8 protein-coding genes are annotated in these 12,193 nt (G+C 64.6%); 4 read left to right on the top strand and 4 right to left on the bottom strand.

Annotation, left to right across the window (positions count from 1 at the left end):
- The first annotated feature begins 116 nt into the window (after window positions 1–116).
- On the top strand, window positions 117–1,442 hold the full coding sequence (locus tag L540_RS12975; RefSeq protein WP_043211804.1) for a ferredoxin reductase family protein: 1,326 nt from the start codon (window positions 117–119) through the stop codon (window positions 1,440–1,442).
- Window positions 1,443–1,458: 16 nt separating this feature from the next.
- Here L540_RS12975 and L540_RS12980 read toward each other — a convergent pair whose 3' ends face one another.
- Window positions 1,459–4,605, bottom strand: a complete 3,147-nt coding sequence (locus L540_RS12980) for an autotransporter family protein (RefSeq protein WP_048026397.1) — start codon at window positions 4,603–4,605, stop codon at window positions 1,459–1,461.
- A 397-nt stretch (window positions 4,606–5,002) separates the two neighbouring features.
- On the opposite strand from L540_RS12980, the gene L540_RS12985 reads away from it, so the two are divergent.
- Window positions 5,003–6,472 carry a catalase gene (locus tag L540_RS12985; RefSeq protein ID WP_043211808.1) on the top strand — a complete coding sequence of 490 codons (1,470 nt, stop codon included), beginning with the start codon at window positions 5,003–5,005 and terminating at the stop codon, window positions 6,470–6,472.
- A gap of 97 nt (window positions 6,473–6,569) precedes the next feature.
- Here the strand turns inward: L540_RS12985 and L540_RS12990 are convergent, their stop codons facing one another.
- On the bottom strand, window positions 6,570–7,970 hold the full coding sequence (locus L540_RS12990) for a dipeptidase (protein WP_043211810.1): 1,401 nt from the start codon (window positions 7,968–7,970) through the stop codon (window positions 6,570–6,572).
- A 3-nt stretch (window positions 7,971–7,973) separates the two neighbouring features.
- Window positions 7,974–8,939, bottom strand: a complete 966-nt coding sequence (locus L540_RS12995) for a tripartite tricarboxylate transporter substrate binding protein (RefSeq protein WP_043211812.1) — start codon at window positions 8,937–8,939, stop codon at window positions 7,974–7,976.
- A 114-nt stretch (window positions 8,940–9,053) separates the two neighbouring features.
- Between L540_RS12995 and L540_RS13000 the strand changes: the two genes are divergently transcribed.
- Window positions 9,054–9,971 carry a LysR family transcriptional regulator gene (locus L540_RS13000; protein WP_043211815.1) on the top strand — a complete coding sequence of 306 codons (918 nt, stop codon included), beginning with the start codon at window positions 9,054–9,056 and terminating at the stop codon, window positions 9,969–9,971.
- A 10-nt stretch (window positions 9,972–9,981) separates the two neighbouring features.
- On the opposite strand, the gene L540_RS13005 is transcribed toward L540_RS13000, so the two are convergent.
- Window positions 9,982–10,956: a helix-turn-helix transcriptional regulator gene (locus L540_RS13005; RefSeq protein WP_131726050.1), complete on the bottom strand. Its 975-nt coding sequence runs from the start codon at window positions 10,954–10,956 to the stop codon at window positions 9,982–9,984.
- 212 nt (window positions 10,957–11,168) lie between these two features.
- On the opposite strand from L540_RS13005, the gene L540_RS13010 reads away from it, so the two are divergent.
- The gene (locus L540_RS13010) at window positions 11,169–12,158 is read left to right on the top strand and encodes a threonine/serine dehydratase (protein WP_043211819.1); all 990 of its coding nucleotides are present in this window, start codon (window positions 11,169–11,171) and stop codon (window positions 12,156–12,158) included.
- The last annotated feature ends 35 nt before the right edge of the window (window positions 12,159–12,193 follow it).

Genomic DNA, 12,193 nt, shown 5'->3' on the forward strand with positions numbered 1-12,193 from the left:
CCTGTCAGGAAAATCGTTGCCGGATCACCGATGATCGCCTACTCTTGTCTGGACCGTTGCGTCGTGATTTGGAACCGGCCGCGCATTTGCGCAGTGATCTTCCCGAGACGATACCAATGAACAGAATACGTTGGGCATTTGTGTGGGGATTCGTTGTCGTGGTGGCCTTGTGGCTCGCCGCCCATGCCGAAATCCTGTTTCTGCGTGAACTCTTCCAGCTGCGCCATCAATTCATCCTGCTCACGGGCCTGTTGGCGTTCGCGGCCATGGCGGTGGGCACGATGCTGTCGGTGCGCCCGGCTTCGATCGAGCCCCCCCTGGGCGGGCTGGACAAGATGTACCGCCTGCATAAGTGGCTGGGGCTGACCGCCCTGTGCGCCGGCGTATTGCACTGGTTATGGATCAAGGCGCCCAAATGGGCCGTGGATTGGGGCTGGATTGTCCGTCCGCCCAGGGGTGAACGGCCAACGCTGCAAGGCCTGGAAGCGGTTTTTCGCCAACAGCGCGGCCTTGCGGAAACCCTGGGCGAATACGCCTTCTACGCCTTGATCATCCTGGTGTGCATCGCCCTCTTCTCTCGTATTCCCTATCGGTATTTCCGCCTTACCCATAGGCTGATGGCGGTCGTCGCCCTGCTGTTCTGCTGGCACGCCCTGGTGTTGACCGAGTATGCCGATTGGCGGCAGCCGGTGGGCTGGTTGACCGCCCTGCTGATCGCCGGCTGCGCCGTGGGCGCCCTCATCGGTCTGTGCGGCCAGATCGGGCGCCGCCGCCAGGTTCCCGCGCGTATCACGGCGCTGGAGCCCTTTCGCGATAACCGCGTGCTGAAAGTCGTGCTGGGTCTTCAGAAGCCCTGGCCTGGCCATCAGGCGGGCCAGTTTGCCTTCGTGACGTTCGATCCCCGCGAGGGCGCGCATCCCTTCACGATTTCGTCGGCCTGGAGCGGCGGCGACAGCATGTATTTCCTCATCAAGGGCGTGGGCGACTACACCAGCCGCCTGCCCGAGCTGCTGCGTGTCGGCGGCAAGGCCAGGGTCGAGGGGCCCTATGGGTCTTTTCAGTTTGGCGGGCCTCAGCAGCGGCAGATATGGATCGGGGCCGGCATCGGCATTACGCCCTTCATCGCGCGCATGCAGACGCTGGCCATCGAACCGGATAAGCGCAGGATCGATCTTTTCTACGTGACCCAGCTGCCCGATCAGGTTTTCGTGGAAAGGCTGCAAGGCCGCGCCCGCCTGGCCGGCGTGAATTTACACATCCATATCAATCACCGGGATCCCCGCCTGACGGGCGAGGTCGTGCGCGAGCAGCTGCCCGACTGGCAGTCGGCCAGCATCTGGTTCTGTGGTCCGGCCGGCATGGGCGACGAACTCCTGGCCGATATGCAGAAACACGGCCTGGACCCGGCGGCCTTCCACCGGGAGTTTTTCCAGATGCGCTAGCCCCGGCTGCGCGCCCTCACCATGTGTACTTGACGCCGATCCGCGCGCTGTACTGCTGGTAGCTGTTCTCGCCGAACATGCCTGCGACGTTGACGAAGCCGGTCCAGCCCTTGGCGAAGTTGGCGTTCACGCCCAGCTTGGCCTCGTAGGCGTTTGTCGGATAGATGTCGCCCACGCGCACATGGTTGAAGGAAATTTTGTCATCGCCCGGCATGTGCCACCAATTCAGCGTCAGATAGGGTTGCACCTGGCGTCCGCCATCGAGGTCGAAGCTGCGGTGGGTGCGTACGCCCAGCCGAGTGGTGACCCCGCTGGTGTTGGCCGCGCCGACGCGGGTGCCGGTGCCGTCGTCGGCGATGGTATCGGTGTCGGTGCTGGTGTAGATCACCTGGGCCTGGGGCTCAAGCACCCAGCCTTGCGTGAGCGCCAGTGCGTAGCCGGCTTCGGCCGAGGCGCTCAAGCCTTGGGAGTCGTAATCGACGCGCGGCAGGTCATCGCCGAAAACGCGGTTGTTGAACCAGCCGTACTGCAGCCAGGTATCGACGTAGGCGCCCAGGCGGCTGGCGTCGTTCTGGAACCAGGTGGCGTACAGGCCCAGCGCATAGCCGTCGACCTTGCCGTGGGCATGGACCTTGTTTCCCCCCCCTGCCCGCCCGGTGCTGTTGGATCTTCCATAGGTGCCCATGACACCCAGGTGCAGGCGGCCATCTTCGGTGCCGACCTGCCATTGGGCCAGGTCGCCGCCGCCTTGCAGCATGAAGATGTCGCTGCGGACGCTGATGTTGTCATTGCGGCTGCCGGCTTGCTCCCAACGGCCCACCATGCGCAGCCAGGCCGAGCGGCGGCGCGTCGCCTGGTCGCCGAACGCGGTGCGCTCGATGAACTGCGGCTCGCCCAGGCGATCGTGCAGGCTGTGTTGGAACATGGTGGCCGCGAAGTGCTGGTTGGCCAGGTAGGCGCCCACCTCGGGGCGGTATAGCGGTTCGCCGGGATCGTCGGCGCGTTGGGAGCGCAGATACCAGGATTCGGGATCGACACCGGCCTGGTCGCCTCGGTACAGCCCGTATTCATAGGGCCCGGCGACGGCCCGGTGGGCCAGCGAAAAGGCATTGGCCGTGGAGGTCGCGCCGGCCTGGGCGTCGACCACCTTGATGCCGTCCGCGACCGTCAAGGCCCCCGGGCCGCCGGTATTCGTGATGCGCAATCCTGTGCTGCCGGTGGCCGCGCCGCCGTTGATCACCAGCCTGTCGGAGGGAGAGCCGTCGGCGCCGAGATAGGTATTCAGCCCGATCACGCCGTTGCTGCCACTGTAGTTGTTCACCGTCAGGGTCTTGTAGGCGCCCGCGGCGGGCGCCTGGAAATCGATGGCGCTATTGTTCAGGGCCAGCGTGGTGAGCGTGGAATCGCCCGTCAGCGTCCAGTGAGAATTCGCGTTCAGCGTGACGTTAGAGGTATTGCCGGCGTCGGTGACGGCCGCCCCGGTGAATTCGCTGGCGTCCGCGTTCAGCGTGAGATTGCCAGGCAAACTGGACGCCAGCACGCCCACGGTGACCACAGGCAATGCGGGCTCGGCTTCGGTTGCGTCGCCCACCACCGCGGCGGGGGCCGCCTGCGTGCCCAGCGTCAGCGGCGCCCGGCGGCCGCTGGCGGCGAATGCCGTGTCATTGGCCACGCGCAGCCAGTTCTGCGATCCGGATACCCGCATGCCGCTCATATTGAGCGTGGCGTCGCCGCCAGCCACGGCAATGGTCGGCGCCGCGCCGCTGCTCAGCGTGCCATTGGACAAGGTCGCCAGGCTGGTGTTGCCGGCCGTGGTCGAGAAAAACAGGCCGGAGGCGCCATCGCCCGTGGCCGAGGCCTGCGTGCTCGCCGCATTCAGCGTCGCGCCGTTGACCACCATCAGGGCATGGCTGTCGCTGCCGGTAGTTGAAATGGACAATCCCGTGGCCGTGGCCGTGGTGCCGGCGGCATTGGCGAAAAGGCCGTAGGCCGAGGGGCCGCTGGTGGCAATGCTGCCGCCGTCCATGGATAACGTGGCGCCGGCGCTGGCGTAGGCGCCAATGGCTTCTGAGCCGGACGTGGCCAGGGCCAGCCCGCGCGTGCTCAGGAAGGTGTTGGCGTCGGCAACGGATACGCCGCGGGCGCTTGCGCCGGTCGTGGTGATGCTGCCGCCCGTGAGGGTGACATTCGCTTGCGAGCGGACATAGGCGCCATAGCCGTTGACGCCTGCCGTGCGCACATTGGAGTTGCTCGAGGTGATCTGGCCCGTCTCGCGCGCGGAATAGCCATAGCCCTGTTCGCCCGTGGTGGCGATATCGGCATTGCTGACTTCCGCCCGCGCGTTGTCGAAAACGGCAAGCACACCGTAACCGCCCAGGCCGGAGGTCCTGAGAGTGACGTTCGACGCCTGTACGAGGCTGCCGGGCGCCGACGAACCCGAAGCACGCAGGGCGGCGCCATAGGTGCCGTCCGTCGTCACGCTTCCGCGCGTCATGACGATGGTGCCGCCCGATTGCGCGTTGACGCCATAGTCGCTGTTGCCGCCGTTTTGCACGGACACGGTCACATCGGTCAGATTCAGGTTGCCGGCGGACGCTACGGCTCCCGTGGCGCCGCCAGTCGTGTTGATCGTGCTGTTGCTCAGGTTGCCCAAGGCGCCTGCGCCACCGACCCAGATGCCATAGGCGCCCACGGAGGTGTTGTGGCGTCCCCCGCTGGTATTGATCGTGACATTGCTCAGCGTCAGCTGGCCGAGGTCGTACACGTCGATGCCGTACTCTCCGGCGCCGGAGGTCGTCAACGAGAGCGAGCCGCCGTTATTGGTCAGGGTCGAACCGTTCTGCACCTGTAGCGCATGGCCGATGGCGGTATGGCCAATGATCTGGATGGGCCCGGCGGCGGAATCCAGGGCAACGACGGAGCCCGTCCGCGCGAGGATGCCCCAGCCTGCCGAGGGGACGTTCGGCACATCGATGGTGGTATTGCCCTGGACGACCCAATTGCCGCCATTAAGAACCTGGGAGGTATTGATCGTGCCGGGGCCAATCGGTGTTTGGGCGCGAGCAAGCCCCGGCATGGCGCCGAGCGCCGCGGCGATGGCGCAAGGCAGGCACCTGGCAACCAGGCGTATGGGCGCGGGGGAACAGGGGCGGTGCGTAGGCATACCTTTCTCCACTGGCGGGGATGGCAGACGGGAACGGGCGACGCTTTGCCGCCTGGCGGGGCGGCCTCAAACCGCTTAATACTCTGTAACTTGCGCGCGCCTGTCAAAAAAAGCGTGTAACACTTTCTGTGCGCTTGCGGGCCGCGTCGCATCGCGCGCTGTCCATGGCGTGGCGCCCGTGGCGGCCGCGCGGATACGGAAAGCGTCACGCTGTACTACTATTAAGCACGCCATCGGCCGCGCGGCCGTCGAGAACCGGAGGGTTCAGGCGTTTTTTTCGGCACGTTTGTTCACTACGCGGATTTTCGCGTTGCAGGGTGGCCCCACCCTCCCCGTCAGGCGGTCTCCCCGAGGGAGATCATCACATCAACGGCATCTGAAAGGGAAAGCTGAAATCATGACCGACAAACTTTTCGATACCAAAGCTCCTTCGACCACGACCACGGGCGCGCCCGCGGTGAGCGACCGCAACTCCCTCACCGTGGGCCCGGATGGCCCCATCGTGCTGCACGATGTGCATTTCCTGGAGCAGATGGCGCATTTCAACCGCGAAAAAGTCATCGAGCGCCAGCCGCACGCCAAGGGCTCCGGCGCCTTCGGCGTCTTCGAGACCACCGAGGACGTCTCCAAGTACACCAAGGCCGCGCTCTTCAAGCGCGGCGCCAAGACCGAGATGCTGGCGCGCTTTTCCACCGTGGCCGGCGAGCAAGGCAGCCCCGACACCTGGCGCGATGTGCGCGGCTTTTCACTGAAGTTCTATACCAGCGAAGGCAATTACGATCTGGTCGGCAACAATACGCCGGTCTTCTTCGTGCGCGACCCGATGAAATTCCCGCATTTCATCCGCAGCCAGAAGCGCCTGCCCGACCGCGGCCTGCGCGACAATCATATGCAGTGGGACTTCTGGACCAACAATCCCGAAAGCGCCCACCAAGTGACCTATCTGATGGGCGTGCGCGGGCTGCCGCGCAGCTGGCGCCAGATGAACGGCTATGGCTCGCATACCTATATGTGGGTCAACGCCAAGGGCGAGCGCTTCTGGGTGAAGTATCACTTCCATACCCAGCAAGGCATGGCCTTCTTCAGCAACGCCGAGGCCGCGGCCATGGCCGGCGCCGATGCCGATTTCCACCGCCGCGACCTGTTCGAGGCGATCGAGCGCGGCGACTGTCCGTCGTGGGTGATGTCGGTGCAGGTGATGCCCTACGCCGACGCCAAGAAGTACCGTATCAATCCCTTCGACCTGACCAAGACCTGGTCGCACAAGGACTACCCGCTCATCAAGGTCGGCACGATGACCTTGAACCGCAACCCCGTGAACTTTTTCGCCGAAATCGAGCAGGCGGCCTTCTCGCCAGGCAATACCGTGCCCGGGATCGGCCTGTCGCCCGACAAGATGCTGCTGGGGCGCGCCTTTGCCTACAACGACGCGCAGCGCAACCGCATCGGCGCCAACTTCCATCAGCTGCCGGTCAACCAGCCCAAGGTGCCGGTCAACACCTACATGATCGACGGGCCCATGGCCTATCACCATACCGGCGCGGCGCCTGTGTACGTGCCCAACAGCGGCGACCGCCCGTGGTCGGATGAAACCGGCAAGGTCGACAATGGCTGGGAATCGGATGGCGAAATGGTGCGCAGCGCCTACACGCTGCACCCCGAGGACGACGACTTCACCCAACCGGGCATCCTGGTGCGCAAGGTGTTCACCGATGCCGAGCGCCAAGCCCTGGTCGAAACGGTGGCGGGCAGCCTGCTGGGCGGCGTGCGCGAGCCCGTCCTGAGCCGCGCCTTCGACTACTGGCGCAAGATCGATGCGGACGTGGGCGCGCGCATCGAGGAGAAAGTGCGCAAGGGCAAGGCCTGATGTCTTGATCGCTTGTTCATCCCGGCCCGCCCTGGGATGCCGGGCTTGCTCGCCATCGCAAGCCAGGGCCGGGCACGGGATGAAGCGCCATCAGGACTCAGAAATCCTCTCGCGAAAACCGCGACAGCTCCCGCAATATTTTTGTCCATCCCCGGAATCCATCGGTGATGGAGCTGCGGCGAAAGAATTCATTCGGCGCATGCACGTCTTCGTCAGGCAGGTTGTAGCCGAACATCAGCGTATCGATCCCCAGGGTCTCCTTGAACAAGGCGGTGATGGGCACTGAGGCGCCCAGCCGCACATGCGCTACCGGTTTGCCGCTCAGGGAGGCCAGGCTGCGGGTCGCGGCGATGACCAAGGGATGGGACGGCGACAAGGTAGAAGCCGGGGAGCTGGCGTGCTGGTCGGAGATACACAGACGCATCCCAGGCGTGACGGCCCGCCGCAGGTGGGCAATCACGGTTTCCCGGGCGCGCTGGGGGGATTGGCCAGGCACGAGGCGCATGGACAATTTGGCGGATGCGCGGCAGGGAATGATGGTTTTGGCCCCTACTCCCGTATACCCGCCCCACATCCCATTGACGTCGATGCTGGGTCTCAAGGTGACCCGCTCCCGCAGGGTATAGCCGGGCTCGCCGCCGGCGATGCCGCCGACCTCCTCCAGAAAGTCGTGCTCGGAGAACGGCAAGGCCGCGGTGTCGGCGCGCTGCGCCGGGAGCAATTCCGGAACGTCGTCCAAGAAGCCGTCGACAACGATCGCGCCGTTTTTGTCATGCAGCGAGGCCAGCAGCATGCTCATTTCATGCAGCGCATTGCGCACCGCGCCGCCATAACGGCCGGAATGCAGGTCTTTGCGGGCGCTCTCGACGCTGAATTCCAGTGTCGTGACGCCGCGCGCGCCCACATTGATGGAGGGATGCGACGGGCTTGCGCGTCCGCCATCGGCGGACAGCACCGCGTCGGCGCGCAGCCGCTCGCCATGGCGGCGGATGATTTCCTTGAGGCTGGGACTGCCGGTTTCCTCTTCGCCTTCGAGGAATATTTTCACATTGACCGGGCATGCGCCTTCCACGGCCAGGAAGGCGGCCACGGTTTCAAGCGCGATCATGGTGGACCCTTTGACATCGGATGCGCCGCGCGCATAGATGTGGTCGCCGACGACCGTAGGTTCGAAAGGCGGCGATCGCCATGCATCGAGGGGGTCGGGCGGCTGCACGTCGTAGTGCCCGTAAATCAGTATCGTGGGCTTGTCGGGCCGATGCAGATATTCGGCATAGACGGCGGGTTCGCCGCCGCCTTCCAGGGTCTGTACGGCGGTCAGGCCCATCTGGCGCAGCCGCTGCATCAGCGCCTGGCGGGCGGCTTCCATGTGGGCGGCGTAGGCCGGATCGGCGCTGACGCTGGGAATCCTGAGCAATTCGAACAGCCAGGCCTCGGCCCGGTCTTGATGCCTGACCAAATACTCCGCCACGGGATCGGCGGATACGCTAGACGTCATGGTTTACTCGCCCTTGAAGTTGATGCTTAGTACCAGCTTGCGCAGACGCTCGATCTCGCTTGCATAGAAGGCCTGGGCTGCCTCCAGGGAGGCGCTGGGGTACATGATTTTTCCCTGCTGGTCCATGGTTTTGCGAAATTCGGCATCTTGCAGGGCGGCGTCGATTTCGCCGTGCAAGCGGCGCACGATCGCTTCGGGCGTGCCACGCTTGACCAGGTAGGCCGTCCAGATGTTGTAGTTGAAGTCTTTCATTCCGACGGACTCGCTGACGCTGGGCACATCCGGCATCGCGGCCAACCGCTCCGCGTTCAGGGTGGCGATCACTTTGATCTTGCCTTCCCGCCTCAAGTCCTGGTAGTTGGCCTGATACGGGATGATGGCGAAATCCACCTGCCCGCCGATCAGGTCGGGCAGGATCTGCCCCCCTCCCCGGTACGGAATATGCGTGAGCCTGGCCTTCGCGCGCTGTTCAAAATCGAGGCTGATCAGGTGGATCATGGACCCGACGCCGCCCGAGGCGTAGGTCATGGGAATGTCGGCCTTGCGCGCCAGCGCCGCGAGTTCATCGATATTCGCCGCCGGGATGTCTTTCCGGGTCACCACCACATAGGGGGAGCTTGCCACGGCGTTGAGGAACACGAAGTCTTCCGGCTTATAGCGAACGGCCGAGTTCGTCAGCCCCGCGAGCACCAGCTCATTGGGCGAGCCCTGGAAAATGTACAGTCCGTCGGCCGGCGCGTTCAGCACGCGGTTGGCGCCCAGGGAGCCATTGGCCCCTCCCAGGTTTTCGACGATCACCGTGGCGCCCAAGGCCCGGGAAAGCGGCGCTTGGATCGCCCGCGCGGTGATGTCGGATGCCGCCCCGGCCGGGTACGGCACCATGAGGGAGACAGGCTTGTCCGGGTAGGCGGCGTGGGCACTACCCGCCATCAAGGCCGAGAAGGCCAGCAGGCCGAGCAGTCGTTTCATGGAGAGTCCCCTTGCGGTGAGTGATTGTTTTTGGATGCTAAAGTCTCGATATGACAGCGTCCATTGCATTATTTTCATCCTGACGATGCGCTCAATGCATCAATGAGAGGCAAGATGAACCTCCAGCAACTCAGTCATCTGGTGGCGTTGACCGAGACCGGCTCCTTCCGGCAGGCCGCCGAGCGCGTCAATCTCTCGCAACCGGCGCTCAGCCGCAGCATTCAGGCGCTGGAAGCGGAGTTGGGCCTTCAGCTGATCGATCGCGTCGGCAAACGCAATGAACCCACGCCGCTGGGGGATTTTGTCGTGCAGCGGGCGCGCAATGCGCTGGAAGAAGTCAGGGCCATTCATCAGGCCGCCCGCCTGGAGCATGGCCATCCGGTGAGCTTGCGCCTGGGCATGGGCTCGGGGCCCAGCGCATTGCTCAGCGCGGGACTGATGTTGCATATGCTGCGCGACCATCCGGCTGTCAGGCTGAAGCTCCAGCGGGGCCCCACCCGCGCATTGCTGCATTCCCTGCGCTTGCGGGAGCTGGACGCGGTGCTGGCCCATGTCCGCACCATCGACGGCGGCGCGGATCTCCATCTGGATGGGCTTCCGCCCTTGCAGCCGGCCTTTATCTGCCGCCACGATCACCCATTGCGGGTATTGCAGCGCCCGGTATCCATCCGCGAGGCGATGCACTATCCCCTCGTATCCACCGGCCTGAGCCCGGAAATGAGCCGGCTCATCAACGAGGCGCTGGCCGATGCGGCTTCCCGCCACGAAGACCATTTGCACATGGAGTGCGAAGACATCCCGGATCTGCTTCAGGTGGTCTCGCGATCCGATGCCATCTTCCTGGGCGTCGGCGCCGCGGTGACGAAGTTCAATCGCGAACGGGGCTGCCGCGTCCTGGCGCCTTTGGAGCTGGATGTGCCGCTCAAGCTGGAAGCCGCGTTTGCCTATGTGACGGTACGAGGCAAGACAGAAAGCGAGCCCTCCCGCGTGGCGCGCGAATACTGCCGCCAGACATTGCAGTCCTCGGCCTGAGGCCAGGCGATCAGCGCGCTGCCCGCGAGGTCCGAGCCTCTCTGGGCGACATGCCGAAATAGCGCCGGAAGGCCGTCGAAAAATTGCCAGGATGCTCGTATCCCACGTCAAAAGCCACCAGACCGATGGGGCGTTGCGTCTCGCGCAGCAGCTTCATGGCCTGCCGCATCCTGACGGAAAGCGCATAGCCGGAGATGGTCTCGCCATGGGCGCTTTTGAACGAGCGGGCCAGCTGGGACACGCTGACCCCGGCTTTTCGGGCATAGGCGTCCAGTCGGGGCGGATCACGAAACTCGGCGTCCAGGCGGGCGGCAAGCTGGGTGGCCAGGGCGCGGTGGCGAGGCCGGACGGCTGGCACTCCCCCGCCCTGCATGCCAAACATGCATTCGCGCAAGATGTCGTGGATGCGCGCTTGCAGCAACAGGCGGCGCGCCGGGAGATCCGCCGAGGGTTCGAAAAAGCACTGGGCCGCCCGCCGCATCGCCGGGCTCAACCCGCCGCGCAACAGTGTGAAGTTTCCCGCCTGCCCGTCCAGGTAGCGGCCGATGGGGCCGCCCGCGCCGATCAAGCCCAGCTCCTGCTCCAGGAACTCGCGGGAACAGGAGACGGTGAGCGATCGCTCATGCACGCCCGCGCCAAAGATTTCAATCTTGCTGGCGCCTCTGGGCTGCAGCAGCGCGCTGAACGACGAGGCTTCGATGCCATGCGGGACCAGGTGCCCATCGGTCAGGGAAGAAGCGCCCGCCAAGCGCAGATGGATCTTCAAGGCGCCGCTGCATTCGTAGACTTCTTCCATGGCGCAGGGACGGATGATCTCCGCCCAACTGGCGGATAATCCACCCCCCAGCATGAGCGTGTCACGGTAGCCCGAGACGTTTTGATGCGTGGGGCGCGTCTCCACGAAACAGGCGGAACCGGCCATGCGGACGCTCGCCACCTCATAGTGGTGCGGAACGAAGCTCTGCAACTGATCGGGGGTATTCACGAAATCGGAGACAACATCACGCCTCGGGAGGCGCTACGCTATGACGAAGCGCCGGATGCGTCAAGTTGGGTCGGCGTGCCGCCGGCGCCGGGCGGCATCTGGGATTTCTGCCGATCTGGAAGAAGAATGAGGCAAACGCGCAAACCTTTGGATGCCAGACCTGCACTAAGCTGGCCTTTGCGCAAAACCATTTCCGATGAGAACCGCTGGACATGACGCTCCTCGCCGACACGACCACCATCCCCGATATTGCCGCGATTACGGAGCAAAACAACCGTCTCCGGGCCTGGGTTCGCCAAACCCCCACCCTGGAGACGGATGAATTCCAGCCTATCCCGGGCACGAAAATAAACTTCAAGTTCGAGCTATTGCAGGTGGGCGGCACCTTCAAGACCCGGGGGGCTTTTTCCAACCTGTTGGCCATGGACGCGGCGCAGCGGGCGGCAGGCGTGACCTGCGTTTCCGCGGGCAATCACGCCGTGGCGGTGGCTTATGCCGCCATGCGGCTGAATATCTCGGCCAAGGTGGTCATGCTCAAGACGGCCAGCGCCGCGCGGGTGGAGCTCTGCCATCGCTATGGCGCGCAGGTCGAGTTGGCGGAAAACGGGGCCTTGGCCTTCGAGGCCGTGCGCCGCATCCAGGAAGAGGAAGGCCGGTTCTTCGTCCATCCCTTTAATGGCTATCACACCGTACTTGGCACGGCCACCCTGGGGCAGGAGTGGATGGCGCAGGCCGGAGCACTCGATGCGGTCATCATTCCGGTGGGCGGCGGCGGCCTGATGGCGGGAATGAGCACCGCGATCCGGCTCGCTGCCCCCCAATGCGACATTTATGGCGTCGAGCCGGAAGGCGCCGACGTCATGCACCAAAGCTTCGCCAACGAAGGACCGGTCAAAATGGGAGCGATGGCCACGATTGCCGACAGCCTGATGGCGCCGCACACCGAGCAATACAGCTATGCGCTGTGCCGGCGCCACATCACCGACTTGGTGAGGGTTTCTGATCACGAGCTGCGCCAGGCCATGCGCCTATTGTTTGACCAGCTGAAGCTGGCGACCGAACCGGCTTGCGCGGCGGCTACCGCGGCCCTGCTGGGTCCTTTGCACGACAAGCTGGCGGGCAAACGGGTCGGGGTGCTCCTGTGTGGAACGAACACCGACCCGCAGACCTTCGCGCGCCACTTGGCGCAAGCGGCGGCCTGATCCGCGCTCCTTGGCGCCGTCCTTGTCGCCCATGC

It is taken from the genome of Bordetella pseudohinzii (assembly GCF_000657795.2).
GTDB lineage: Bacteria > Pseudomonadota > Gammaproteobacteria > Burkholderiales > Burkholderiaceae_B > Bordetella > Bordetella pseudohinzii.

Bases quoted from the DNA above. Each gene is read 5' to 3' on its own strand.
- L540_RS13000 (WP_043211815.1), top strand. From the start codon at position 9,054: ATGAACCTCCAGCAACTCAGTCATCTGGTGGCGTTGACCGAGACCGGC.
- L540_RS13010 (WP_043211819.1), top strand. From the start codon at position 11,169: ATGACGCTCCTCGCCGACACGACCACCATCCCCGATATTGCCGCGATT.
- L540_RS12975 (WP_043211804.1), top strand. From the start codon at position 117: ATGAACAGAATACGTTGGGCATTTGTGTGGGGATTCGTTGTCGTGGTG.
- L540_RS12985 (WP_043211808.1), top strand. From the start codon at position 5,003: ATGACCGACAAACTTTTCGATACCAAAGCTCCTTCGACCACGACCACG.
- L540_RS12990 (WP_043211810.1), bottom strand. From the start codon at position 7,970: ATGACGTCTAGCGTATCCGCCGATCCCGTGGCGGAGTATTTGGTCAGG.
- L540_RS12995 (WP_043211812.1), bottom strand. From the start codon at position 8,939: ATGAAACGACTGCTCGGCCTGCTGGCCTTCTCGGCCTTGATGGCGGGT.
- L540_RS12980 (WP_048026397.1), bottom strand. From the start codon at position 4,605: ATGCCTACGCACCGCCCCTGTTCCCCCGCGCCCATACGCCTGGTTGCC.